The 25152-nt window shown below is 71.0% G+C and carries 24 protein-coding genes; 12 read left to right on the top strand and 12 right to left on the bottom strand.

Annotation, left to right across the window (positions count from 1 at the left end; genetic code table 11):
- Positions 1 to 9: 9 nt before the first annotated feature.
- From ACZ7L0_RS39645 to mce, 7 genes are all read right to left on the bottom strand, one after another.
- Complete coding sequence (locus tag ACZ7L0_RS39645; RefSeq protein WP_471247439.1) at positions 10 to 894, bottom strand: ABC transporter permease; 885 nt, start codon at positions 892 to 894, stop codon at positions 10 to 12.
- On the bottom strand, positions 891 to 2228 hold the full coding sequence (locus ACZ7L0_RS39640) for an ABC transporter ATP-binding protein (protein ID WP_471247438.1): 1338 nt from the start codon (positions 2226 to 2228) through the stop codon (positions 891 to 893). The genes ACZ7L0_RS39645 and ACZ7L0_RS39640 overlap by 4 nt, the downstream gene beginning before the upstream one ends.
- Before the next feature lie 110 nt (positions 2229 to 2338).
- Positions 2339 to 3109 (bottom strand): ABC transporter permease, encoded by a 771-nt coding sequence (locus ACZ7L0_RS39635; RefSeq protein ID WP_471247437.1) that lies wholly within the window; start codon positions 3107 to 3109, stop codon positions 2339 to 2341.
- 2 nt (positions 3110 to 3111) lie between these two features.
- Positions 3112 to 4080: an ABC transporter ATP-binding protein gene (locus ACZ7L0_RS39630; RefSeq protein WP_471247436.1), complete on the bottom strand. Its 969-nt coding sequence runs from the start codon at positions 4078 to 4080 to the stop codon at positions 3112 to 3114.
- Positions 4081 to 4166: 86 nt separating this feature from the next.
- Positions 4167 to 5102, bottom strand: a complete 936-nt coding sequence (locus ACZ7L0_RS39625; RefSeq protein WP_471247435.1) for a cellulose-binding protein — start codon at positions 5100 to 5102, stop codon at positions 4167 to 4169.
- A gap of 196 nt (positions 5103 to 5298) precedes the next feature.
- Positions 5299 to 9147: a polarized growth protein Scy gene (scy, locus tag ACZ7L0_RS39620; RefSeq protein ID WP_471247434.1), complete on the bottom strand. Its 3849-nt coding sequence runs from the start codon at positions 9145 to 9147 to the stop codon at positions 5299 to 5301.
- Between the two features lie 211 nt (positions 9148 to 9358).
- Positions 9359 to 9799, bottom strand: coding sequence for a methylmalonyl-CoA epimerase (gene mce, locus ACZ7L0_RS39615; protein ID WP_471247433.1), 441 nt, complete (start codon positions 9797 to 9799; stop codon positions 9359 to 9361).
- 148 nt (positions 9800 to 9947) lie between these two features.
- Here mce and ACZ7L0_RS39610 point away from each other — a divergent pair, with 148 nt between their 5' ends.
- The 3 genes from ACZ7L0_RS39610 (at position 9948) to ACZ7L0_RS39600 (ending at position 14086) form a co-directional block, all read left to right on the top strand.
- Positions 9948 to 11150, top strand: a complete 1203-nt coding sequence (locus ACZ7L0_RS39610; RefSeq protein WP_471247432.1) for an acetyl-CoA C-acetyltransferase — start codon at positions 9948 to 9950, stop codon at positions 11148 to 11150.
- A gap of 75 nt (positions 11151 to 11225) precedes the next feature.
- The gene (gene meaB / locus ACZ7L0_RS39605) at positions 11226 to 12182 is read left to right on the top strand and encodes a methylmalonyl Co-A mutase-associated GTPase MeaB (protein ID WP_471247431.1); all 957 of its coding nucleotides are present in this window, start codon (positions 11226 to 11228) and stop codon (positions 12180 to 12182) included.
- Between the two features lie 671 nt (positions 12183 to 12853).
- Complete coding sequence (locus ACZ7L0_RS39600) at positions 12854 to 14086, top strand: MFS transporter (protein ID WP_471247430.1); 1233 nt, start codon at positions 12854 to 12856, stop codon at positions 14084 to 14086.
- A 34-nt stretch (positions 14087 to 14120) separates the two neighbouring features.
- Here the strand turns inward: ACZ7L0_RS39600 and ACZ7L0_RS39595 are convergent, their stop codons facing one another.
- The 4 genes from ACZ7L0_RS39595 to ACZ7L0_RS39580 form a co-directional block, all read right to left on the bottom strand.
- Positions 14121 to 14597 (bottom strand): MarR family winged helix-turn-helix transcriptional regulator, encoded by a 477-nt coding sequence (locus ACZ7L0_RS39595; protein ID WP_471247429.1) that lies wholly within the window; start codon positions 14595 to 14597, stop codon positions 14121 to 14123.
- A gap of 92 nt (positions 14598 to 14689) precedes the next feature.
- On the bottom strand, positions 14690 to 15451 hold the full coding sequence (locus tag ACZ7L0_RS39590) for an AIM24 family protein (protein ID WP_471247428.1): 762 nt from the start codon (positions 15449 to 15451) through the stop codon (positions 14690 to 14692).
- A 20-nt stretch (positions 15452 to 15471) separates the two neighbouring features.
- Entirely contained in the window at positions 15472 to 16122 is a 651-nt protein-coding gene (locus ACZ7L0_RS39585) for an AIM24 family protein (protein ID WP_471247427.1), read from the bottom strand.
- Between the two features lies 1 nt (position 16123).
- Complete coding sequence (locus ACZ7L0_RS39580; RefSeq protein ID WP_471247478.1) at positions 16124 to 16756, bottom strand: AIM24 family protein; 633 nt, start codon at positions 16754 to 16756, stop codon at positions 16124 to 16126.
- A 149-nt stretch (positions 16757 to 16905) separates the two neighbouring features.
- Here ACZ7L0_RS39580 and ACZ7L0_RS39575 point away from each other — a divergent pair, with 149 nt between their 5' ends.
- The 7 genes from ACZ7L0_RS39575 to ACZ7L0_RS39545 all read left to right on the top strand — a co-directional run bounded on the left by ACZ7L0_RS39575 (position 16906) and on the right by ACZ7L0_RS39545 (position 22014).
- Entirely contained in the window at positions 16906 to 17256 is a 351-nt protein-coding gene (locus ACZ7L0_RS39575) for a DUF3817 domain-containing protein (protein WP_471247426.1), read from the top strand.
- Entirely contained in the window at positions 17253 to 17549 is a 297-nt protein-coding gene (locus ACZ7L0_RS39570; RefSeq protein ID WP_471247425.1) for an MTH1187 family thiamine-binding protein, read from the top strand. Before ACZ7L0_RS39575 ends, ACZ7L0_RS39570 begins: the two co-directional genes overlap by 4 nt.
- Before the next feature lie 161 nt (positions 17550 to 17710).
- On the top strand, positions 17711 to 18463 hold the full coding sequence (locus ACZ7L0_RS39565; protein ID WP_471247424.1) for a hypothetical protein: 753 nt from the start codon (positions 17711 to 17713) through the stop codon (positions 18461 to 18463).
- Between the two features lie 142 nt (positions 18464 to 18605).
- A complete protein-coding gene (locus ACZ7L0_RS39560) occupies positions 18606 to 19292 on the top strand; it encodes a TetR/AcrR family transcriptional regulator (protein WP_471247423.1) in 687 nt (228 codons plus the stop codon).
- A gap of 33 nt (positions 19293 to 19325) precedes the next feature.
- The gene (locus ACZ7L0_RS39555; protein WP_471247422.1) at positions 19326 to 19835 is read left to right on the top strand and encodes a MarR family winged helix-turn-helix transcriptional regulator; all 510 of its coding nucleotides are present in this window, start codon (positions 19326 to 19328) and stop codon (positions 19833 to 19835) included.
- A 43-nt stretch (positions 19836 to 19878) separates the two neighbouring features.
- Positions 19879 to 20217 (top strand): DUF3817 domain-containing protein, encoded by a 339-nt coding sequence (locus ACZ7L0_RS39550; protein WP_471247421.1) that lies wholly within the window; start codon positions 19879 to 19881, stop codon positions 20215 to 20217.
- 96 nt (positions 20218 to 20313) lie between these two features.
- Positions 20314 to 22014 (top strand): acyl-CoA mutase large subunit family protein, encoded by a 1701-nt coding sequence (locus tag ACZ7L0_RS39545; protein WP_471247420.1) that lies wholly within the window; start codon positions 20314 to 20316, stop codon positions 22012 to 22014.
- A gap of 14 nt (positions 22015 to 22028) precedes the next feature.
- Here the strand turns inward: ACZ7L0_RS39545 and ACZ7L0_RS39540 are convergent, their stop codons facing one another.
- Positions 22029 to 22646: a TetR/AcrR family transcriptional regulator gene (locus tag ACZ7L0_RS39540; protein ID WP_471247419.1), complete on the bottom strand. Its 618-nt coding sequence runs from the start codon at positions 22644 to 22646 to the stop codon at positions 22029 to 22031.
- A gap of 230 nt (positions 22647 to 22876) precedes the next feature.
- Here ACZ7L0_RS39540 and ACZ7L0_RS39535 point away from each other — a divergent pair, with 230 nt between their 5' ends.
- Both ACZ7L0_RS39535 and ACZ7L0_RS39530 read left to right on the top strand, forming a co-directional pair.
- Positions 22877 to 23854: a tetratricopeptide repeat protein gene (locus tag ACZ7L0_RS39535; protein WP_471247418.1), complete on the top strand. Its 978-nt coding sequence runs from the start codon at positions 22877 to 22879 to the stop codon at positions 23852 to 23854.
- Positions 23855 to 24493: 639 nt separating this feature from the next.
- Positions 24494 to 25129, top strand: coding sequence for a DUF6230 family protein (locus ACZ7L0_RS39530; RefSeq protein ID WP_471247417.1), 636 nt, complete (start codon positions 24494 to 24496; stop codon positions 25127 to 25129).
- The last annotated feature ends 23 nt before the right edge of the window (positions 25130 to 25152 follow it).

The raw sequence follows: 25152 nt of genomic DNA, 5'->3' as shown, positions 1-25152 counted from the left end.
TCCGAGGTATCAGACGTCCCGCTTCTGCAGCAGCGCGTACGCCCCGGCGAACGCGGCGGCCGTCACGCCCAGGATGACCCACAGCGGGTCCCAGCCGGACGGGCCGGACTCGGAGAGGGAGTTGGAGTAGAAGACGCTCAGCTGGTTCGGGATCGAGTACTCGACCAGCGCCTGGCGCAGATCCTCCAGCGACTGGGAGAACATGAAGAGCGCGATCACCAGCGGGGCGAGCACGGCGCCGATCATGATGGTGATGGCGCCCGCCGAGTGCCGGATGATCGAGCCGACCACCAGCGAGAGCAGCCCGAGCAGGGCGATGTAGAGGCTGACGCCGACCGTGCCCTTCAGCCACTCCCCGCCGGAGGGGTCCTTGGCGCCGGTGCCGTCGAGCATGGACACCTGGGTCATGGCCACGAAGGACGCCGACGCCAGGGTGACCACGAAGGCGACGACGAAGAACACGATCGCCTTCGCCGCGAGCACCCGCGCCCGGCTGGGGCAGGCGACCATCGTCGTACGGATCATGCCGGTGCCGTACTCCGAGGCCGTGGTCAGCACGCCGAGCGTGATGATGCACATGCTGCCCAGGAGCAGTCCGAAGAAGCCCAGGCCCAGCGGGTTCTCGCCCTCCAGGTCCGAGGAGGAGGAGTTGCCCGACACCAGCGCGCCGGCGGCGAGCCCGATGCCCACCACCAGCAGGACGAACACGCCCAGCGTCCAGATCGTCGAACGCACCGACTTGATCTTCGTCCACTCGGAGGCCACCGCGTGCCCGAGGTGCGTGCGCACCACCGGGATCGGCGAGGTGTATCCGGGGTACGAGGCTCCGGGCGCCGCCTGCCACTCGGGCGCGGCGGCGGCTGCCTGCTGCATCGGGGGCTGGTGGGTGCTCATCGGGCGTCCTCGGGCTTGGTCAGGTCGGCGGGGGCGGAGGGCTGAGACGATTCGGCAGCGGGAGCCGCGGCCTGGGCCACGGGCGGCTGCTGCGGCGCGGGCGGTGCCGCCGGGGCGGCCGGCGCCTGGGCCGGGGCGGCGGGAGCCTGGGCGGCGTACGGGTTCGGCTGCCCGGCGCCGGGAGCCGCGGCCGGCGCCGGCGGAGCACCGTACGGGCTGGGCGCGCCCGCGGGACCGCCGTACGGCCCCGAGGGGACCTGCCCCTGCGGCACCGGCTGTCCCGGAGCCATGGCGAACGGCTGGCCGCCCTGCTGGGGCGGCGGCGGGGCGTACCAGCCCGGCTGGCCCTGGCCCGGTACCGGCATGGGCGGCTGGGCGCCGGGCGGCAGCGGCTGCTGCAGGCCCGCCTTCTGGTCGATCGTCGAGCGGTAGTCGACGGCGCCCTGCGTCATCCGCATGTACGCCTCCTCCAGCGAGGCCTGATGCGGCGACAGCTCCCACAGACGTACGTCGGTTTCGTGCGCCAGATCGCTGATGCGGGGGAGCGGGAGCCCCATGACGCGCAGCGCGCCGTCCTGCTCGGGCAGCACGTGCCCGCCCGCCTCGGTGAGCGCGGAGGTCAGCTTCTCGCGCAGCTGCGGCTCGGTGTCCGGCGTCCGTACCCGCGCGAAGTCGGCGGAGTTGGCCGAAATGAAGTCCCGCACGCTCATGTCGGCGAGCAGCTGGCCGCGCCCGATGACGATGAGATGGTCGGCGGTCAGCGCCATCTCGCTCATCAGGTGCGAGGAGACGAAGACCGTACGGCCCTCGGCCGCCAGCGCCTTCATCAGGTTGCGCACCCAGAGGATGCCCTCGGGGTCGAGGCCGTTGACCGGCTCGTCGAACAGCAGCACCTGCGGGTCACCGAGCAGCGCGGCGGCGATGCCGAGCCGCTGCCCCATGCCCAGCGAGAAGCCCTTGGACCGCTTCTTCGCCACGTCCTGCAGACCGACGACGCCGAGCACCTCGTCCACCCGGCGGGCCGGGATGCCGGACAGCTGGGCCAGGCACAGCAGGTGGTTGCGGGCGTGCCGGCCGCCGTGCACGGCCTTGGCGTCGAGCAGCGCGCCGACCTGGCGGGGAGCGTTGGGCAGCTTGCGGTACGGGTAGCCGCCGATCGTCACCGTGCCCGCGGTGGGGTTGTCCAGGCCCAGGATCATCCGCATGGTCGTCGACTTGCCCGAGCCGTTGGGCCCGAGGAAGCCGGTGACGGCTCCGGGCCGCACCTGGAAGGAAAGGTTGTACACGGCGGTCTTGTCGCCGTAGCGCTTGGTCAGGCCGACAGCCTCGATCATGCTCCGCACCCATCGAAAGGTTCAGGACAGCGGGGCACACGCCCCCGTAAGGGTTAGGAGGATATCCGGGCGCTGACGGTTCCGCCCAAGGGTAAGTAAAGCTGCGAATGCTATGCGTCCCTTTTCCTGAGCAGGACATAACCGCCCACAACCGCGGCGACCACCCATAGCACCATGATCCCCAGCCCGCCCCAGGGGCCGTACGGGGTGTCGTCGCCGAGCCGCGGGACCACCTGCATGATCCGGCTGCCCGCCTGGTCGGGCAGATACCGGCCGATCCGCTTGGTCGCGTCGACGTTGCCGAGGATGTTGGAGATCAGGAAGAAGAACGGCATCAGGATGCCCAGCGACAGCATCGGCGAGCGCAGCATCGCGGCCACACCCATCGAGAACACGGCGATGAGGGTCATGTAGAGCCCGCCGCCGATCACCGCCCGCAGCACGCCCGGGTCCCCGAGGTGGGTCCGGTGGCTGCCGAGCACGGCCTGCCCGAGGAAGAAGGCGGCGAAACTGGTGGCGAAGGCGACGACCAGCGCGAGCCCGGTGGCCACCGCGATCTTGCCGAACAGGAAGGTGCCGCGCCGGGGCACGGCGGCCAGCGAGGTGCGGATCATGCCGGTGCTGTACTCGTTCGACACGACCAGCACCCCGAACACGATCAACGCCAGCTGCCCGAGGGTCATCCCGGCGAAGCTGACGTACGTGGGGTCGAACGACAGCCGCTCCCGCACGGGCATCCTGTCGAACTGGCTCCTCGACAGCGCGGAGATCAGCATGCCGAGGGCGATGGTCACGACCACGGCCAGGGACAGCGTCCACACCGTGGACGCGACGGACCGGATCTTGGTCCACTCGGACCGGATGACCTGGACGGCCGCCATGCTCAGGCCCCCTTCCGCCAGTCGTCGTTCCAGCCGGCGCCCCACTCCTGCGGGACCCGGGTGGGGCCGGAGTGCGCGTGATACTCCACGGTCTCAGCCGTCAGCCGCATGAACGCCTCCTCCAGCGAGGCCTGCTGGGGGCTCAGCTCGTGCAGCGCGATCCGGTGCCCGGCCGCGAGCTCGCCGATGAGCTCGGCCTTCCCGCCATCCACCTCCAGCACCCCGCCGCCCGCCTGCACGACCGTGATCCCGGCGTCGTGCAGCACGTCCAGCAGCCGCTCACGCTGCGGGGTGCGGATCCGGACGTAACTGCGGGAGTTGCGCCGGATGAACTCGGCCATCGAGGTGTCCGCGAGCAGCCGCCCCTGCCCGATGACGACGATGTGGTCGGCGGTCAGCGCCATCTCGCTCATCAGATGGCTCGACACGAACACCGTCCGCCCCTCGGCGGCCAGCGATTTCATCAGGGTGCGGATCCAGTGGATGCCCTCGGGATCCAGGCCGTTGACCGGCTCGTCGAACATCAGGATCCGCGGATCGCCCAGCAGCGCCCCCGCGATCCCGAGCCGCTGCCCCATCCCGAGCGAGAACCCCTTGGCCTTCTTCCGCGCCACCGCCGTCAGCCCCACGGTGTCGAGCACCTCACGCACCCGGCTCCCGGGGATCCCGTTGCTCTGCGCGAGGCACAGCAGATGGTTGAACGCGCTCCGGCCCCCGTGCACGGCCTTGGCGTCCAGCAGCGCCCCGATGTACGTCAGCGGGTCCTTCAGCTGGTCGTAGTGCTTGCCGTCGATACGGACGTCCCCGGCGGTGGGGTGGTCGAGCCCGAGGATCATCCGCATGGTGGTGGACTTCCCTGCGCCGTTGGGCCCCAGGAACCCGGTGACGATCCCCGGCCGCACGGCGAAGCTGAGGCCGTCCACCGCGACCTTCTCGCCGTACCGCTTGGTCAGCCCTTCGAGCTCGATCATGGGCCCACGCTAGAACGGGACAAAGCCCCCTGCCACCGGAGCGGCAGAGGGCTTCGCGTGAGTGCGGCCTCGGTACGTCCCCGCTGTTACCGGGACTGCTGGGCCGGGACGCCCCGGGAGATCGGCTCGTCCTCGGCCGGCGCACCGGTGGCGGCCACCGCGGCGCCCGTGAGCGTGGCGAGCATCTCGCGCACGTTCGTGAGCTGGGCGTTGATGCTGTCGCGGCGGTTGGTCAGAGCCGCCAGCTCGCGCTCGGATTCCGAGCGGATGCGGTCCGCCTTGGCGTTGGCGTCGGCCACGATGTCCTCGGCCTGGCGCTGCGCCGTCTCGACGGTCTGGCGGGCGCGGCGCTCGGCGTCGGTGCGCAGCTTCTCCGCCTCCAGGCGCAGCTGCTCCGCCCGGTGCTCGATCTCTGCCAGGCGCTTCTCGGCCTTCTGCTGACGCGAAGCCAGGTCCCGCTCGGACTGCTCGCGCCGCTTGGCGAGGTTCGTCTCGAAGTCGGCGGCGGCCTGCGCGGCCTTGGCGCGGGTCTCCTCGAAGAGGGCGTCCGCCTCCTCACGCTTCGACTGCGCGTCCTTCTGCGCCTCGGACCGCAGCTGCGAGGCGTCACTCTTGGCCTTCTCGACGATCCGGACGCCCTCGTCCTCGGCCTTGGCCTTGCGCTCCGCCGCGAACGACTCCGCGTCGTTGCGCACCTGCTGCGCCGCCGACTCCGCGAGCTCACGGTGCTGCTCGGCCGCGCGCCGGGCCTCCTCACGCAGATCCTTGGCCTCCTCCTCGGCGAGGCGGAGGATCTTCTCGACCCGCGCGCCGAGACCCGCGTACGACGGCTCCGCGTCGGTGATCTGGGCCTGGGCGTTCTGCGTCTCGAGGTGGAGCTCTTCGATGCGCTTTTCCAGAGCGGTGATGCGGGCGAGAGCGCTGTCACGGTCGGAGACGAGCTTGGAGATTCGTTCGTCCACCTGAGCGCGGTCGTATCCACGCCGCACAAGCTCGAAGCCGTAGGGGGAAGTGTCGCTCATGGGGTTCCTGTCGAATGAGACCGGTGAGGTGATAGATGGAATCCTAGGGGCCGAAGCGGTGTGTCATCGAGCGGATACGGGTTTGATCTGGAGAATGACACCTTCTTTTGGGTGGCGAACCGCCGGACGACTTGCCAAGGACCTCGCCGAGGACATGGTCAAAGCGCCCAGAAGACACCAGAACCCACCCTGCCCGCTAGCCGTCTGACGACTTGCCACCCGAACGAGGGGCCCCCACCGTGGCGCCCGCCTTGACTCCGTTGTCCTTGCCGGACGACGGGGCCTCAAACGACTCCAACGCCTCCAGCACGTCCTGGACACGGGAGATCTCCGCGTTGATGTCCTCGCGCCGGCGCACCAGGACCTCCAGTTCGCGCTTTCCTTCCTCGACCGTGCGCTGCGCCTCGCGGATCGCCTCGGCCTTGAGCTCCTCGGCCTCCCGGACGAGCGTGGCCTTCTTCTGCTCGGCCTCCTTGAGCAGCCCCTCCGCCTTCTTCACCGCGGCGATACGGACCTTGCCCGCCTCGGAGTTGGCCTCCGACACGAGCTCCTTCGCCTTGGCCTGCGCCTTGGCGAGCTGCTCCTCGGAGGCCTTGATCAGCGCGTCGCAGCGGTCACCGGTGGACTTCATCGTCTCGGCGGCCTCGCGGCGGGCCCGCTCGTGCAGCTCCTCGATCTCGGCGGTGAGGCGGTCGCGCAGCTCCTCCGCGCGCTCCCTGATGGCGGTGGCGTCCCGGCGGGCGCCGACCAGCAGCTCGTCCGCGTCCGTCCGGGCCTTCTCCACCATCGAGTTGCCCTCGACCCGCGACTCCGACACCAGCCGGTCGGCCTCCCGGCGAGCCACGCCCACCATCGTGTCGGCCTGCGACTCGGCGTCCGCGGTGGTCTTCAGCGCCTGCTGCTGCGCCTCGGTCAGCAGCTTGTCGGCCTCCGCGGTGGTCTCCGTGATGAGCTTGTCGACCTGCTCGGCCGCCTCCGAGCGGCGCTTGTTGGCGTCCTTGCGGGCCTCGTCGAGGGTCCGCTCCGCCTCCGCACGCGCGGAGGTCAGCAGCCGCTCGACCTCCTCGGCCGCCTCCGCCGCGGCCCGATCGGCCTCGCCGCGCATCCGGTCCGCGTGCTGCTGCGCCGAGCCGACCGTGTCGGCGGCCTCGGCACGCAGCCGCTCCGCGTCGCCGGTGGCGTCCGCGATCAGCTTCTCCGCCCTGGCGATCGCATCGGCCCGCACCCGGTCGGCCTCCGCGATCGTCTCCGACTGCAGCCGCTCGGCCTCGCTCCGCGCCTCCGTGATGAGCGTGTCCGCCTGCGACGCCGCGTCCGAACGGATGCGGTTCGCGTCCTCCCGGGCCTCCGCACGGGTACGCGAGGCGGCCTGGTCGGCCTCGGCGAGGGTGTCCGAGGCCTCGGTGCGCACCCGCTGGGCGTGCGTGGCCGCTTCCGTGCGCAGCCGCTCGGACTCGGCGATCGCCTCCGCCATCGTCCGCTCGGCGAGCCCCTTGGCGGCCTCGGACTCCTCCTGCGCCTCGCGCCTGAGCCGGCTCGCGTCCTCGCTGGCCCGCTCCCGCTCGGCGTAGGCGTCGGCCCGGACCCGGTCCGCCTCCTCCTCGGCCTCCCGGCGGGTACGGTCCGCCGCGTGCTCGGCGGCGGAGCGCAGGCCCGCGATCTCCTCCTGGGCCTGCTCGTGCAGACCGGCGACGGAGTCCCGTACCTGCTGGGCGTGCTGTTCGGCCGCCGACACCATCTCGGTGGCGCGCCGGTCCGCCTCCTCCACCAGCCGGGTCGCCTCGGCCTGCGCGTCCTCGACGCGCCGGCGCGCGGAGGCCAGCAGCTCCTCGCTCTGCTCCCGGGCCCGCTCCCGCTCCTGGTCGGCCTCGGCACGCGCGGCACCGAGCAGCTCCTCGGCCTCGCGGCGGCGCCGGGCGGCCTCCTCCTGCGCGGCGGCCAGCGTCTCGGACGCCTCCGTGGCGATCCGCTCGGCGGCGGCCTGCGCCTCCGCCCGCACCCGGTCGGCGGTGTCCTGGGCCTCCGACTTCAGCCGCTCGGCCTCGGCCGCGGCCTCCGACCGCAGGCGTACGGCGATGGCCTCGCCCTCCGCCCGGGACGCGGAGGCGTCCGCGGCGGCCTCGTCGCGCAGCCGCTCGGCCTCCGCCTCGGCCTGCTGCTGGAGCGAACGGATCCGGTCACCGGCCTCGGCGCGCAGCCGCTCGGTCTCCTCGGCGGCCTCGCGGCGGATCCGGGCGCCCTCCTCGCGGGCGTCGGACAGCGCCTGCTCGGCCGACGCGAGCCGTTCCTCGGCCTCGGTGTGCAGCCGGGTCAGGTCCTCGGCCGCCTCCGCGTGCCGGGCCGCGACCGCCCGCTCGGTCTCCTCGCGCAGCTCGCGCGCGGCCCGCTCGGCGTCCGCCTGCAACGCCTCGACCTGCTCGACCGCCTCCGCGCGGTGCCGTTCGGCCTCCTTGCGGGTGCGCTCCAGGGTCTCCTCGGCCTGCCGGCGCAGTGTCGTCGCCCGCTCGATGGCCTCCGTACGGACCTTCTCGCTGTCCGTCGTGGCCTTCTGCCGGAGCTCGTCCGCGTCCGCCTTCGCCTTGGCCAGCAGCTCCTCGGCGGACTTGGCCGCCTCCTCGATCTGCGCCACGGCCTCGCGCCGGGCCTCGGCGCGGATGCGCTCGCCCTCGGCGACCGCGTCGGAGCGCAGCTGCTCGGCCTCGCCGCGCAGCCGGCGGGCCTCCTCCTGCAGCTCGACCGTCTTGGCGCGGTACTCCTTGGTGTCGTCCTTCGCCGCGCCCTTGAGCTGCTCGGCGATGTCGTGCGCCTCGGCGCGCAGCCGGTCCGACTCGGCCTCGGCCTCGCGCCGGATCCGCTCGGCCTCCTCGGCCGCCGCCTTGGTGGTGTTCCGGGCGTCCTCGGCCGCCTTGTTCAGCACGTCCTCGGCCGTTTTGGCCGCCTTCGACAGCTGGGTGGCGCTCTCCTCGGCGGTGACCGTGCGGGCCTTCTCGGCGGCCTCCGCGAGGATCTTCTCGGCCTCCGCGCGGGCGTCCGCGACCAGGTGTTCGGCCTCGGACTTGGTGTTCTCGGCCTCCTTGGTGGCCTCCTCGACCAGCCGGGCGACCTGCTCCTTCGCCGTCCGCGTGCGCTGCTCGTTGGCGGACTCGGCGCTGGAGAGGGCCTTGGCGGCGGCCTCCTTGGCCTCCGTGACCAGCTTCTCGGCCTCGGACTGCGCCTTGCGCAGCGCCTCCTCGGCCTCCGTCATGCGCTGCTCGGCGGCCCGGCTCAGCTCGGTGGCCTGGCGGCGGGCGGCGTCCGACTCCGTCGCGGTGGAGGTGCGCAGCTGCTCGGCGTGGTCGGTGGCCTCCTGGGCCTGCGTGGAGGCGGCGTTCAGCAGCCGCTCGGCGTCCGTACGGGCGCGGCGCAGGATCTGCTCGGCCTCCGTGCGGGCCGCCTCGGCGTCGCTCTGCAGTCGCTGGCGGGCCTCGGTGGTCAGCCGCTCGGCCTCCGCGCGGGCGGCGGCCATGGCCTGCTCGGCCTCGGCTCGGGACTCCTCCAGGAGCCGGCGGGCCTGGGACTCCGTACGCGCCCGCAGCTGCTCGGCCCACGCCACGTTCTCGTTGACGTGCGACTCGACCGTCTGGCGCCGCTCGGCCAGCTCCTGGTCCAGCTGCTGGCGGCGGGCCACGGCCTCGGCGTGCAGCTCGGCCTGGAGCCTGGCCGCCTGCTCGGCGTGTTCCTGGAGGATGCGCTGGGTCTGGGCCCGGGCCTGGCTCAGCTCACGCTCGGCGTCCTGGCGCAGCTGATCCGCCTGGATCTGGGCGTTGCGCAGCAGCTGTTCGGCCTGGTAGCCGATGTCACCGCCGTCGAACGCGGGCCGGGACATGATGGTGCGGCGCGCCTCGTGCAACTTGGCGCGCAGCACCTCGACCTGGTAGCCGAGGTCCTCGGCATGCTGGATCGCCTTTTCCCGCTCGGTCTTCAGCCGCTTCATCTCGGCCTCGAACCGAGAGAGGTGGTCGACGTCAGCCGCCGGCTCTCGCTCCTGGCTCTCGTAGCCCCGCACTGCGCGGTCCCATCCGTCCCCTGGTCGCAAGCCTGTCCAAACGAGCTCCGTCCATCCGCCGAACGGGGCCCCCGGGGAATGGTGTCAGATCAACGGCGGAGCATGGGCTGCTGCCCCGACGCTCGTCCCCCGAAACCCGGACCCCGGAATGCGGTCGTCCCGGGTTCCCGGGGCGACCGCCCCCAACCCTACCGGCCCTTATGTACGAGGGTCAGTGCTCAGGTGACTCAACAGGCGCCGATGTGACCAGTTCTGTCAGTACGCCATGGCAGTCCTTGGGGTGCAGGAAGGTGATCCGCGACCCCATGGAGCCGCGTCGTGGCTCCTCGTACAGAACGCGTACGCCCTTCTCGCGGATGTCGGCGGCGTCCTGGTCCACATCCGCCGTACCGAAGGCGATGTGGTGGACGCCCTCCCCGTTCTTCGCCAGCCATTTGGCGACGGTGGAGTCCTCCCGGGTCGGTTCGAGGAGCTGGAGGTAGGAGGCCCCGCCGTCGGAGGTCTCGTTGATCTTGAGCATGGCCTCGCGCACGCCCTGTTCCTCGTTGACCTCGGTGTGGAACACCTCGAAGCCGTACGTGGCCCGGTAGAACTCGACGGTCGCGTCCAGGTCGTGGCAGGCGATCCCGATGTGGTCGATTCGCGTCAGCATGGTGTTAGTGCAGCGCGCCTCCGGTGGTTACGCAACGTGCGCGCGATCACACCGACGGCCCGATGACGGGGTGCACTACCGCTCAGTACATTCGAAGTAAACCCTCGTTCACTCCTCAGCTTTGTGCAGCTGGAAGGGGATCCCCCTCATGTCAGCAACGAACAGCTCGACCTCCGTCATCGTCGCGGGTGCACGCACCCCGATGGGGCGGCTGCTCGGCTCGCTCAAGTCCTTCTCCGGAGCCGACCTGGGCGGCTTCGCGATCAAGGCCGCCCTCGACCGTGCGGGGATCGGCGGCGACCAGGTGCAGTACGTGATCATGGGCCAGGTCCTGCAGGCCGGCGCGGGCCAGATCCCGGCCCGCCAGGCCGCGGTCAAGGCGGGCATCCCGATGAACGTCCCGGCGCTCACCATCAACAAGGTGTGTCTGTCCGGCCTCGACGCCATCGCCCTCGCCGACCAGCTGATCCGGGCCGGCGAGTTCGACATCGTCGTCGCCGGCGGCCAGGAGTCCATGACCAACGCGCCCCACCTGCTGCCCAAGTCCCGGGAGGGCTTCAAGTACGGCGCGGTCGAGATGCTCGACGCGATGGCGTACGACGGCCTCACCGACGCCTTCGAGAACATCGCCATGGGCGAGTCCACCGAGAAGCACAACACGCGGCTCGGCATCAAGCGCCCGGAGCAGGACGAGATCGCCGCCCTGTCCCACCAGCGCGCCGCCGCCGCCCAGAAGAACGGCATCTTCGAGGCCGAGATCACCCCGGTGGAGATCCCGCAGCGCAAGGGCGAGCCGGTCGTCTTCAGCAAGGACGAGGGCATCCGCGGTGACACCACGGCGGAGTCCCTCGGCAAGCTGCGACCGGCCTTCACCAGGGACGGCACGATCACCGCGGGCTCGTCCTCGCAGATCTCCGACGGCGCGGCGGCCGTGGTCGTGATGAGCAAGGCCAAGGCGCAGGAACTGGGCCTGGACTGGATCGCCGAGATCGGCGCGCACGGCAATGTGGCGGGCCCGGACAACTCCCTGCAGTCCCAGCCCTCCAACGCGATCCTGCACGCCCTGAAGAAGGAGGGCCTGGAGGTCTCCGACCTCGACCTCATCGAGATCAACGAGGCCTTCGCCGCCGTCGCGGTGCAGTCAATGAAGGACCTCGGGGTATCCACGGAAAAGGTGAACGTCAACGGCGGCGCCATTGCCCTGGGTCACCCGATCGGCATGTCCGGTGCCCGTCTGGTGCTGCACCTGGCGCTGGAGCTGAAGCGCCGGGGCGGCGGGGTCGGCGCGGCGGCGCTGTGCGGTGGCGGCGGTCAGGGTGACGCGCTGATCGTCCGGGTGCCGAAGGCGTGAGTTTCCGGTAGGTCTCGTAGTTCCCCGTACGTCGTTGCCGGTACGGCGTACGTCTCGTATGCGAACGGAGCTGTGATGCAGGACGTCTCCTCTCTGGTGGCCCAGGCCAGGGAAGGCCGGCCGCGGGCCGTGGCCCGGCTGATCTCCCTGGTGGAGGGGGCGTCCCCACAGCTCAGGGAGGTCATGGCGACGCTGGCCCCCTTGACCGGCAACGCCTATGTGGTCGGTCTCACCGGCTCTCCGGGGGTCGGTAAGTCGACATCCACCTCGGCGCTGGTGACGGCGTACCGCAAACAGGGCAAACGGGTGGGGGTTCTCGCGGTGGACCCCTCCTCGCCCTTCTCCGGCGGTGCCCTGCTCGGTGACCGGGTCCGGATGTCGGAGCACGCCTCCGACCCCGGCGTCTACATCCGCTCCATGGCCACCCGCGGCCACCTCGGTGGCCTCGCCTGGGCGGCCCCGCAGGCGATCCGGGTGCTGGACGCCGCGGGCTGCGAGGTGATCCTGGTCGAGACGGTGGGCGTGGGCCAGTCGGAGGTCGAGATCGCCTCCCAGGCGGACACCTCGGTGGTCCTGCTGGCCCCCGGCATGGGCGACGGCATCCAGGCCGCCAAGGCGGGCATCCTGGAGATCGGCGACGTGTACGTCGTCAACAAGGCCGACCGCGACGGCGCGGACGCCACCGCCCGTGAGCTCAACCACATGCTCGGCCTCGGCGAGTCCCGCGGCCCCGGCGACTGGCGCCCGCCCATCGTCAAGACCGTCGCGGCCCGGTCCGAGGGCATCGACGAGCTCGTCGAGGCCCTGGAGAAGCACCGGGCCTGGATGGAGGAGCGCGGAGTCCTCACCGAACGCCGCCGCGCCCGCGCCGCCCGCGAGGTCGAGACCATCGCCGTCACCGCCCTGCGCGAACGCATCGGCGACCTCCACGGCGACCGCCGCCTCGGCGTACTCGCGGAAAAGATCATCACAGGCGAACTCGACCCCTACCGAGCCGCCGACGAACTGGTCACCAGCCTCACGGAGAACTGACCGACACCGGCACACGCAGCCGCCGCCGCGCGCCGCGGCGCGTGTGCGGCTCGCGGGGCGCCGCCGTCTGCTCGGGTGGGGGGCCTTGGCCGCTGTCGGGCTGCGGGTGAGCTGGGGGCGGGCCTCTCGGAGAGGTGAGCGGGGCCGTCCCCTGGCGGCACGGGCCGACGCGGAGTCGCCGCCGTGCGCTGCGGTGCTTGTGCGGTCGGCGGGGCGCCGCCGTCTGCTCGGGTGGGGGGCCTTGGCCGCTGTCGGGCTGCGGATGAGCCGGTGGCAGGCCTGATGGAGAGCTGACCGGGGCCGCCCCTTGGCGGCACGGGCCGACGCGGAGTCGTCGCCGTCTGCGGTGCCTGTGCGGCTGGCGGGGTGGAGAGGTGTGGAGTATCGCCGTCGTCGCGCTGCGGAGCGGACCGGGCGGGGGACTTGACCTGCTGTCACGGGCCGGCCGGGGCGTCTGCGCCGTGCTGTCCTGCTGGTGAGGTGGGGACGGTCGGCGTCGCTCGTGGAGGGGTAATTCGGGTGACTGGTGGGTGGGGGCGCTGCTAGCTTGATCGGCATGTTCCTCCTCTTGGCATAGAGCGCGCGCCGCGCCCGCGCCCGGGTGGCCCGTCGGCCGTCGGTGACGCGGGACTTCGGTGTTCCCTCTTCCGCCCTCAGCGAGGAATCGACTCATGTCCGCGCTCACTTCGTCGCGCACTTCTTCCGCCCCGCGGCCGTCGTACGCCGCCGTCCTCCGCGTCCCGCACGCCCGCCGCACCTTCGCCGCCGCGCTGACGGCCCGTCTGTCGTACGGCACGGTCGGGCTGGCCATGGTGCTGGCGGTGACCCGGGCGACCGGCTCGTACGCCGTCTCCGGGACGGTGATGGCCCTGTTCGGCGCCGCCACCGTCTTCCTGATGCCGTTGCGGGCGGCGCTGGTCGACCGGCACGGCCCGCGCCGGGCCCTGATCCCGATGGCGTCGCTGTACGGCGCCCTGCTGTGCGCCCTGACGGTGCTGGCCTGGCGCCCGGGCGCCCCGCCGGCGCTCCTCGGCACGGTCGCCGCCCTCGCCGGTGCCTGCGCGCCCCCGCTGGGCCCCACCATGCGTACGGTGTGGGCCGAACTCCTGGACGACCCCCGGCTGGTGCAGCGGGCCTACAGCCTGGACGGGGTCGCGGAGGAACTGCTGTACGTCTCCGGCCCGATGCTGGTCGGCGTCCTCGTCCGCTTCGCCCCACCGCCGGCCGGGGTGGCGCTGAGCGCGCTGCTGATCGTGGCCGGGACCTACGCGTTCGTGGCCTCCCCCGCGATGCCCGGCCCCCGGCCCGCCGCGCCGAAGGACAAGCCCGGGCGCCGGTTCGACCGCAGGCTGCTCTCCCCGGTCGCCGTGGCCGCGGGCATGGGCCTCGCGCTCAGTGGTGTGGAGCTGCTGGTGATGGCCTTCGCGACCGAGCGCTCGTACGACGACGCCGTGGTCCCCTGGATCCTGGCCGCGCTCTCGGCGGGCAGCGCGGTGGGCGGACTGCTCAACGGGGCGGTCGACTGGCACAGGTCCGCCCGGGTGCGCCTGGCCTGCTTCGCCGCCGCTCTCGGTCTGGTGCTCGCCGTCACGGGTCTCGCCCCCGGCCTGTGGACCCTCATGGCGGCCATGGCGGCCGCGGGCCTGTTCATCGCCCCGGCCCTGACGACGGCGTACCTCCTCGCGGAGGAGACCGCGGACCCGGGATCCCGGACGCAGGCGGGGGCGTGGGTGAACACCGCGGTGAACGCGGGCAGCTCCAGCGGTGCGCTGGCGGCCGGGATGCTGATCGGCCGGGTGCCGATCGGGGTGTGCTTCGCACTGGCGGGCGGGGTGGCGCTGGCAGCCGGCGTCACCTGCCTGGCCGTGGGCGGCGCCGGAAACGGAACGGCAGGCGGGACCTGAACACCCGCCTGCCGTTCCGCCCCCGGACCAAGGGTCAGGGACGCCCCCGCTGCCCCCGCAGGTGCTCCGCGATCGGCTTCAGGGCCTTGTCCAGTTCCACCAGGGCCTCGGACGACAGCAGATCGATGAAGTGCCTGCGGACGGAAGCGACATGATGGGGCGCGACCTTCTGCATCGTCTCCATGCCGTGCTCGGTGAGGACGGCGTACAGCCCTCTACGGTCGGACTCGCAGTTCTCCCGGCGCACCAGGTTCGCGTTCTCCATGCGTGTGATCTGGTGCGAGAGCCGGCTCTTGGACTGCAGCGTGGCGGAGGCGAGGTCACTCATCCGCATCCGTACGTCCTCGGACTCGGACAGATTCACCAGGATCTCGTAGTCGTTCATTGTCAGGCCGAACGGCTGCAGATCCTTTTCGAGCTGGTAGGTCAACAGCCTGTTGACCTCCAGGTGGGTGCGCCAGGCGCACTGCTCCGCATCCGTCAGCCAGCGCGTGGCCGTCTCGGTCTCCATAAGTGAAGTCTACCTAAAATGTTGAAAGGCGAACTAGTGAGGGTGGTGTGACAGTGCGCACGCGTTCGACGTCACACTCCGCAGACTACCGCTCACAGCCCGAAGCGACGCTGGAGGTCCCCCAGCTGTCCGGGAAGGCGCGGTACCCCCGGCGGTTGCGCTCCGTGTCCGCCAGGTGCCCCTGCGCCACCGCCGGGCACCCCGGGTTCCGGTGGAACCGCCCCGGTGGCCTGCTCCGCCATCAGCGTCTCGGTCGACTGCAGCAGGACCGTCCCGGCTCCCACGAACTCGAACTGGTGCTCCTCCCCGGAAGCCCCGCCGAGGCCCGTCATCGCACGTAGACCGCCCATTACGCCCGTGAGGTAACCGTGGTCGTAGTGGTGGCACGGCGAGGGGCAGTCGGCCCAGCCGACGAGCGCCTGCGGATCCACCCGGATCGGGGGTTCCATGAACACCACCGGCCCGTTAGATGCGGCCACGAACTTTCCGGTTCCGATCAGTGTCAGAAAACCCGGCACGATCGACTGCTTGAGGGCAAGAGTTGGCTGAAAAGCGAGCAAGTTGCCCGAGCGAATGGTCAGATTGCCCTCGTCCAGGTCGTACGAGTTCACATCAAACGCCCGGTCGGCGAGGAGCATCTTGCCCGAGCCCTCCGCCACGACCCAGTCGCTCGCGTGCAGAGGCGAATGAAAGGACGTACGGACAAGTCGGTCGAGCCGCCCCTGCCCGATGCCGTTGAACTCGATCGCCCCGTAGTAGGCGATCATCTTCCCCTTCTGCAGGAACCACTGCGTGCCCTTGAGCTCGACGCAGAAGGTGTACTTGTTGACGTTGTCGTCGACGGGCAGCGTCATCGGGTCGTGGATCACGGTGCTCACAGCTTCTCCTCCGAGGCCTGCACGTACACCGTGCCGCTGCCGCTGAGCTCCAGCTGGAACGCCTCGCCGGAGCCGCGCCCCACCATGTCGCGCCAGCCCAGGGCGGTGGACAGCTTGTTGCGCACGTCGCCGTGGTGGGCGACGTACGCCTGAGGGTCGACGTGGACGGGCCGCTGCGGTGTGATCGGGACCTCGAAGACACCCCCGTGGGCCATGACGGCCACCGCCCCCTGCCCCTTCAGGGTGGTCGTGAACAGCCCCTGGCCGGTGACCTGGCCCCGCACCATGCCCATGACCCCGCCCTGCGAGCCCATGAACATCGTCCCCTGCTGGAGCGTGCCCTCGAAGGCGAGCAGCCGGTCGGCCTCCACGTACAGGGTGTCGCCGGAGAGGTTGATGACATGGACGTGGTGGCCGCCGTGCCCGAAGAAGACGGTGCCGCTGCCCTCGACGGTCATCAGGGGAGTGGCCTCACCGGCCACCCGCCGCCCGATCATCGACATCAGTCCCCCCTGGCCACCCTGCGTGTTGGGGGTGAAGGAGACGTCGCCCTTGTAGGCGAGCATGGCGCCGCGCTGGCTGAACAGCCGCCGGCCGGGCAGGACCGTGGCCTCGATCATCTTGGAGTTGATCTCTCGCAGCCCCATCTCACACGTCCCCCGCGACGGTATTCCGCTCACTGGGCTGCACGTACACCAGCCCGTCCCCCTCGAACCGGATCTGGAACGCCTCGCCGCCACCCTCCCCGAGGAAGGTGCGGAAGGTCACACCGGACTGGAAGGACTGCCGGACGTCGCCCTGGTGGGCGACGTAGGCGCCGGGGTCGACGATCAGCGGGTACTGCGGGCTGACCCGGAGCACCACGGCCGGCCCGTCGGACGTGATGGCCGCCTGGCCGTGCCCCTCGACGGTCGTGGTGAACAGTCCGTTGCCCTGCGAGGCGCCGCGCAGCCCCGTGAAGCTCGTGCCGGTCCTCAGTCCGGCGTCGGTCGCCAGCAGGTTGCTCGATTCCACGTACAGCTTGTCCCCCTGGAGACTGACGAGGTTGATCTCGGAGGCGCGGTCGGCGAACCAGCACGTCCCCTGCCCCCTCACCTCCATCACGGTCATCTGCTCACCGGTGAGCCGCCGGGTCACCATCCCGCGCAGCCCCTCACCGCCACCGCTCATCTTCTTGAAGGCCATCTGCCCGTCGTACGCGACCATGGAGCCGTTCTTCGCCTTCACGGCGTCCCCGGTCATGTCGACGGCGAGCACCTTGCTGCCTTGCAGTCGGAACATCGCCACGGAGTGAAGGTAGCGGCGGGCGGGGGCGACCGACAGACCCCTCTCGCGGGGCATGCCCGGTCGTTTGTCACAATGGACGAACGCTTGTGCTTCCGTTCACAAGGCGACCGCCTCGTCAGCGACTCTTCCACCGAAGGTGACCCGTGGACCTCAAGACAGCCTCCGCCATCCGCCGCCTGCGTCTGGTCTCCGTGCCGGAGGGCATCTCCTGGATCGTGCTCGCGACCTGCACCGTCATCAAGTACACGGTCGCCTCCGGGTTCGACGTCGCCCCCGTGCTGGGCCCGATCCACGGCGTGCTGTTCATCCTCTACGTGATCTTCTGGGCCGACGCCTGGAACCGCACCAAGTGGGGCAAGGGGACGGCCGCCCTCTACTTCTCCTACTCGGTCATCCCCGGCGGCGGCTTCATCGCCGAGCGCAGGCTCCGTCGCGAGGCCGAGGACGCGGTCATCGCCGCCCGGGCCCGTAAGGAAGGGGTCGTGAACGCATGATCGTCGCCTTCTCCGTGACGCCCCTGGGTGTGGGCGAGGAGGTGGGGGAGTACGTCGCCGACGCCGTCCGGGTGGTCCGCGAGTCCGGACTGCCCCACCGCACCGACGCCATGTTCACCTCCGTAGAAGGTGACTGGGACGAAGTCATGGCCGTCGTGAAGCGGGCCGTCGCCGTCGTCGAGGAGCGGGCCCCGCGGGTGTCGCTGGTGCTCAAGGCCGACATCCGACCCGGGGTGACCGACGGCCTCACCTCCAAGGTCGAGACCGTCGAGCGGCACCTGGCCACCGGCTGACGAACCCGCCCCCGACAGCCGGCCCCGGCGCCCCGGACAGCGGGCGCCGGGGTCTTCCCATGCCCGCTGTTTGAGCGACCGCTCAAGGGGGTGTATTTTCGCGACTTGGTTTGAGCGACTGCTCAAATGGCTAGGGCAGTGGGCTTACTTGGGGGAACACAGTGGCGCTCTATGTGGAGACGTGCATACGCGCCGACCTCGACGAGCTCTGGACCCGCACCCAGCAACCGTCCGACCGCAGCCGCTGGGACCTCCGCTTCACCGAGATCGCCCACCTCCCGCGCACGGAGGGCGAACCGCAGCGCTTCCGGTACACCACCCGCGTCCCGCCCTTCCTCACCCTCTCCGGCACCGGCGTCCTGGCCGGCGAGAGGGAGCGCCCGGACGGCACCCGCACCTCCGCCCTGCGCTTCACCTCCCCGGACCCGCTCTCCCTGATCGCCGAGGGCAGCGGCTACTGGCGCTACGTCCCCGAATCCGAAGGCGTCCGCTTCCTCACCGGCTACGACTACCGCCCCCGCTGGGGCACCCCCGGCGCGCTCGCCGACCGGCTGCTGCTGCGCCCCTTCATGGGCTGGGCGACGGCGTGGTCCTTCGACCGGCTCAGGCTGTGGCTGGAACGGGGGATCACGCCGGAGCGGGCCCGCCGCTACTGGCTGGCGGAGCTGGTGGTGCGGGCGCTGGTGCTCACCGCCTGCTGCACCGGCCTGGGGCTCGGCCGCTTCATCCGCGTCTTCGGCCCGCTCGCCCCCGCCGTGGCCTACCTGTGCCCGCTGCTCCTCGTCGTCGGCATCTCCCTCGCCCTCTTCAAGGCGCCCCTGTCCTGCACCCCGGCCGCCCGCCGCTGCCTGCGCACCCCGCCCATGCGGGTGAGTGCGCCCCGGCTCCTGCGCACCCTGGAGAACGGGTCTTGACCGTGCCGTACACCGACACCGCCGGCCGTGAGACGGTGAGGTGCGTGCGCACCTTAGACCTGCCCGGCCGTACCCGGCGCCGCGACACCCGGCCGGTTCCCGGCCCCCGGGGACCGCGGGCGGTGCGGGAGGAGGCGCGCGCATGAGTCCCGAGCCGGCCAAGCCCCGGGACAAGGCGGCGCCCAAGTCCCAGGAGACCAAGACCAAGCTCCTGGAGGGTGCCCTGCGGGTGCTCACCGAGCAGGGGATCGCCAGGACGTCCGCCCGCACGGTCGCGGCGGCGGCCGGGGTCAACCAGGCGCTGGTCTTCTACCACTTCGGCTCGGTGGACGAACTCCTCGCCGCGGCCTGCCGGTACGGCGCCGAGAAGGCGGTGGCCCGGTACCGTACGCGTCTCGCCGCCGTCTCCTCCCTCTCCGAGCTCCTGGCCGTCGGCCGGGAGATCCACGCCCAGGAACGCGCCGGCGGCCATGTCGCCCTCCTCGGCCAGCTCCTGGCCGGCGCCCAGACCCACGCCGCCCTGGGCCCCGCCGCGGCGGCGGGCCTGGACCTGTGGATCACGGAAATCGAGCGGGTGCTCGGCAGGGTGCTCGCGGCGACGCCCCTCGGCGAGTTCACCGACCCCGCGAGCCTGGCCCGCGCCGTCGCCGCGTCGTTCGTGGGCATCGAGCTGTACGAAGGCGTGGACGAGGCGGGTGCACACGCCGCCCTCGACGCCCTGGAGCAGCTCGCCGACCTCGTGGCCGCCCTGGAGGACCTCGGCCCCGTCGCACAGCGGGCGGTCCGCCACCGCCTGCGCCGCGCTGACCGAAAGCCGAGACGGAGCTGACCGCCATATGACCGGCCGGTAATGTCTGATGACGTGCCCAAGCCTCTCAGTCTTCCCTTCGACCCCATCGCCCGTGCGGACGAGCTCTGGAAGCAGCGGTGGGGAAACGTGCCGTCGATGGCGGCGATCACCTCGATCATGCGGGCGCACCAGATCCTGCTGGCCGAGGTCGACGCGGTGGTCAAGCCGTACGGGCTGACCTTCGCGCGGTACGAGGCGCTGGTGCTGCTCAACTTCTCCAAGGCCGGCGAGCTGCCGATGTCCAAGATCGGTGAGCGGCTCATGGTGCATCCCACCTCCGTGACGAACACCGTCGACCGGCTGGTGAGGTCGGGTCTGGTGGCCAAGCGCCCCAATCCGAACGACGGGCGCGGCACGCTCGCCAGCATCACCGACAAGGGGCGCGAGGTGGTCGACGCGGCCACCCGGGACCTGATGGCGATGGACTTCGGGCTCGGGGCGTACGACGCTGAGGAGTGCGGGGAGATCTTCGCGATGCTGCGGCCGCTGAGGATCGCCGCGCACGACTTCGACGAGGACTGACCCGGGGCAAGATCTCCCGGAACGGGCGGTTACGCTCGTCGGCATGAAGAAAAGCGTGCTGACCCGCTACCGCGTCTTGGCCTATGTCACCGGTGTGCTGCTGGTGCTGCTGTGCCTGAGCATGATCGCGAAGTACGGGCTGGACATCGACGGTGCCGCCGACTTCACCCGGGTCGTCGCCATCGCGCACGGCTGGCTGTACGTCGTGTACCTCGTCTTCGCCTTCGACCTGGGTTCCAAGGCGAAGTGGCCGGTCGGCAAGCAGGTGTGGGTGCTGCTCGCGGGCACGATTCCGACCGCCGCCTTCTTCGTCGAGCGCAAGATCAGCCACGAGCTGGAGGCCAAGGTCGAGGACCGGGCCCCGGCCGTCGCCAAGGCGTAAAGGCCGCCGGCCCGACCCCGGCTTCCACCGCCGCGCGAGCGCCGCGCGGCGGTCAGCCGTCGACATTTACTAGGACGTCCTAGTAAATTCGATGGTATGGACGCTGACGCCATCGAGGAAGGCCGCCGTCGCTGGCAGGCCCGCTACGACGCCGCGCGCAAGCGCGACGCTGACTTCACCACGCTCTCCGGGGATCCTGTGGAGCCGGTGTACGGACCCCGCCCCGGGGACACCTACGAGGGCTTCGAGCGGATCGGCTGGCCGGGGGAGTACCCCTTCACCCGCGGCCTGTATCCGACCGGCTACCGCGGGCGCACCTGGACCATCCGGCAGTTCGCCGGATTCGGGAACGCCGAGCAGACCAACGAGCGGTACAAGATGATCCTCGCCGCCGGCGGTGGCGGTCTGTCCGTCGCCTTCGACATGCCGACGCTGATGGGGCGCGACTCCGACGATCCGCGCTCGCTGGGCGAGGTGGGCCACTGCGGGGTGGCCATCGACTCGGCCGCCGACATGGAGGTCCTGTTCAAGGACATCCCGCTGGGCGACGTGACGACGTCCATGACCATCAGCGGACCGGCCGTGCCCGTCTTCTGCATGTACCTCGTCGCCGCCGAGCGGCAGGGCGTCGACCCGTCGGTCCTCAACGGCACGCTGCAGACCGACATCTTCAAGGAGTACATCGCCCAGAAGGAGTGGCTCTTCCAGCCCGAGCCCCATCTGCGGCTGATCGGCGACCTGATGGAGTACTGCGCGGCCGGCATCCCCGCCTACAAGCCGCTGTCCGTCTCCGGCTACCACATCCGCGAGGCCGGTTCGACGGCGGCGCAGGAGCTCGCCTACACGCTGGCCGACGGGTTCGGGTACGTCGAACTGGGGCTGTCGCGCGGCCTGGACGTGGATGTCTTCGCGCCCGGGCTCTCCTTCTTCTTCGACGCGCACCTCGACTTCTTCGAGGAGATCGCCAAGTTCCGGGCCGCGCGGCGGATCTGGGCGCGGTGGATGCGGGACGTGTACGGGGCGAAGAGCGAGAAGGCGCAGTGGCTGCGCTTCCACACGCAGACCGCCGGTGTCTCGCTGACCGCCCAGCAGCCGTACAACAACGTGGTCCGTACGGCCGTGGAGGCCCTGGCGGCGGTGCTCGGCGGGACGAACTCGCTGCACACCAACGCCCTGGACGAGACCCTCGCCCTGCCCTCCGAACAGGCCGCGGAGATCGCGCTGCGCACGCAGCAGGTGCTGATGGAGGAGACCGGGGTCGCCAACGTGGCGGATCCGCTGGGCGGTTCGTGGTACGTCGAGCAGCTGACGGACCGGATCGAGGCGGACGCGGAGAAGATCTTCGACCGCATCAAGGAACGGGGCCTCAGGGCCCACCCGGACGGGCGGCACCCGATCGGGCCGGTCACCTCCGGCATCCTGCGGGGCATCGAGGACGGGTGGTTCACCGGCGAGATCGCCGAGTCGGCGTTCCGCTATCAGCAGGCCCTGGAGAAGGGCGACAAGAAGGTGGTGGGCGTCAACGTCGCCACCGGCTCCGTCACCGGGGACCTGGAGATCCTCCGGGTCAGCCACGAGGTGGAGCGGGAGCAGGTCCGGGTGCTCGGGCACCGCAAGAGCGGGCGGGACGACGGGGCCGTACGCGCCGCCCTGGACGCCATGCTCGCGGCCGCGCGCTCGGGGGCCAACATGATCGAGCCGATGCTCGACGCGGTGCGTGCGGAGGCGACGCTGGGGGAGATCTGCGGAGTGCTGCGCGACGAGTGGGGGGTGTACACGGAGCCTGCCGGTTTCTAGCCCGCGGTACGGGGCTACGCGGAGGGTGCCAGTCCGTGCAGCAGGACCCGGGTGAAGCTCCGTACCCACTCCTCGTCCGCCGGTTTGCCGCTCACCAGGGTGCGGTGGACCACGGCGCCGGCGACCACGTCGAAGATGAGGTCGACCGTGCGGGCGGCCTCCGCGGGGTCGGGTTCGAGGGGGAGCTCGCCGCGTAGTTGCGCTCTCGCCCGGCCCTCCCGGACGAGGCGCTTTTGCCGGTCCACGATGGAGTCGCGGATGCGTTCCCGCAGCGCGTCGTCCCGCGTGGACTCGGCGACCGCCGCCATCAGGCCGCTCTTGGCCTCCGGGCGGGCCAGGATGGCCGCGAACTGCAGGACGACGCCCTCGATGTCGGCGGCGAGGGTGCCGCGGTCGGGGAGTTCCAGTTCGTCGAAGAGTTCGGCCACCGCGTCCACGACGAGTTCGTTCTTGCCCGCCCAGCGGCGGTAGAGGGTCGTCTTCGCAACCCCCGCGCGCATCGCCACGTCTCCCAAGGTGAGCTTGGACCAGCCCAGTTCGACCAGGGCCTCCCGGGTCGCGGCCAGGATCGCGGTGTCCGCGGCGGCGCTGCGCGGGCGTCCGGGGCGGCTGGCGGGGGTGCGGCTCTGCATTCCCCGACCATAACCGGCGGTTCCTGTGCGGCCGTGAGGGAGATCACCGGGGCGTGGTGTCGCGCGGACCCCCGATGGCATTACGCTACGACTCGTAGCGAAAGCTCGTGAGAGACCGCACGGGCGACGACCACATGGGCGTGGGGTGGGGACCCGGCGCCGAAGCCACACAGCCGGCCGGCTTGCACAACGCTTTTCACACACGCGCGGGAACGGGGGAGGATAGACGCATGCAGCCACGGAACATGTCCATGAGCGGCGTCGTCGACCTCGCCGCGGTGAAGGCGGCCCAGGAGGCCAAGGCCAAGGCGGAGCAGGCGCGTGCCGATGCTTCCCGTCAGGGCGGGCCGGATGCCGTCTCCCCGGCCGATCTCGTCATCGACGCCGACGAGGCCACCTTCGAGCGCGACGTCCTCCAGCGCTCCGCAGAGGTACCGGTCGTCATCGACTTCTGGGCCGAGTGGTGTCAGCCCTGCAAGCAGCTGAGCCCGGTCCTCGAGCGGCTGGCCGTCGAATACAACGGCCGCTTCCTGCTTGCCAAGATCGACGTCGACGCCAACCAGATGCTGATGCAGCAGTTCGGGGTGCAGGGCATCCCGGCCGTCTTCGCGGTCGTCGCGGGGCAGGCGCTGCCGCTCTTCCAGGGGGCCGCCAGTGAGACGCAGATCCGGCAGACCCTCGACCAGCTGGTGCAGGTCGCCGAGCAGCGCTTCGGGCTGACCGGCCTGACCGTCGACCCGGACGCCCAGCCGGGCGGCGCCGCGCCGACGGAGGCCAGGGTGCCGGCGGGACCGTACGACGCGCTCCTCGAAGCCGCCGTACAGGCCCTGGACGCGGGCGACCTGGGCGGGGCGATCCAGGCGTACAAGAACGTGCTGAGCGACGACCCCGGCAACACCGAGGCCAAACTCGGTCTGTCGCAGGCGGAATTGCTGCAGCGCGTGCAGGGTGTCGACCCGCAGCGGGTGCGCCGGGACGCGGCCGACAAGCCGAACGACGTCGAGGCGCAGATCGCCGCCGCCGACCTGGACCTGGTGGGCGGGCACGTCGAGGACGCGTTCGGGCGGCTGATCGAGGCCGTGCGGCGCACGGCGGGCGACGACCGGGACGCCGTTCGGCGCCGGCTCCTTGAACTGTTCGAGGTGGTCGGGTCGGAGGACCCGCGGGTCGTGGGGGCGCGACGGGCGCTGGCGCGCGCCCTGTTCTGAAGCGGCTGTTGACCAGTCGCTAAACGTCCGGGCATCTGTTGCCGGGGTGAAAGATTCGCCAGTGAGGCGCCACGGCGGCCGCGCTTTACCAAATCTTGGTAATCGCGGCCGCTGTTACTCGCAGTAAAACAGGGGCGTTGATCTGTCTGGTTCCGTCCAAGGATCAATAGTTTTGTTCTGCCCTTGGATGACACCCAGCGTCGCACTCCGAGACCTGCGGGTCGTTGTTCGGTTATCCGGCCGTTACTAGCCAGTAACGAACCCCCTTGTGCGGGCGGCGAGAATGCACCACGATCGGCGACGCTCGGTCCATTCCCGTACCCCGACAGCCGGTCGGGTCAACGGGGCAATCTGGGTCCCCACCGAGCAGAGCCGGCGGCAGTGGCGCCGGCTCTAGGACAGGGGGGTCTTCACCACACGGTGAAGCCTGTCCAGCAAGGTTGTGCGTGATGCGTGTCAGGCGCGACCAGTGGTTGTCGCTCGGGGGTGATCGCCGGTGACTCGGGCGCGGTTCGCGCCATCGGGCGCGGGCGCTCTCCTTCCCGAGGACGTAGCACTTCTCCCATCCCTGCCCGGCACCGAGCCGCCGACGTGGCGGCGAGCCCGGGCCAGGAGATGTACGTCCGAGAAGGAGGAAATATGGAGTCCCAGGTGCGTGGCGGGACCAGATGGAAGCGCTTCGCTGTGGTCATGGTGCCCAGCGTCGCCGCTACGGCCGCGATAGGTGTCGCCCTCGCGCAGGGCGCTCTCGCCGCGTCCTTCAGCGTGTCCGGCCAGTCGTTCAAGGTGTCGGCCGACAAGCTCGAGGGCACCGGCTTCTCGCAGTACGGTGCGATCGACTCCGGCTACACGATGGACGGCAAGAAGACGGCTCACCCCGTCGCCGTCTCGGCGTTCAAGCACGCCGACATCACGAACCTCTGCCAGTCCGTGGTCACCCCGGACATCCCGGTCTTCGGTTCGGTCAGCCTGATCCTGAAGGCGGGCGGCGGCAGCACGCCGGTCCAGGCCGACAACATCTACATCGATGTTGCCGACCTGGAAGCCGATGCCACGTTCAAGGGCATCGACATCGGTGTGGCCGCCAAGGACGCCTCCAAGGGTCCGGGCATGAAGGGCGGCGGCGAGCAGGCCAACCCGTTCGGCTTCGCCCAGCAGGCCGACTCGGCCACGCTGGTCGGCGTGAAGCAGACGGCGTGGGCGACCACCGCCGGAACCTTCAAGCTCAGCGGTCTGAAGATGTCGCTGGCGACGGGTGCCAAGGAGTGCTTCTAGGCACTCGATGACGGGCGGGGGAG

It is taken from the genome of Streptomyces sp. NPDC039424 (assembly GCF_055639495.1).
Note: the sequence above shows the minus strand (reverse complement) of the source record. Positions and strands in the feature narration are given on the sequence as shown.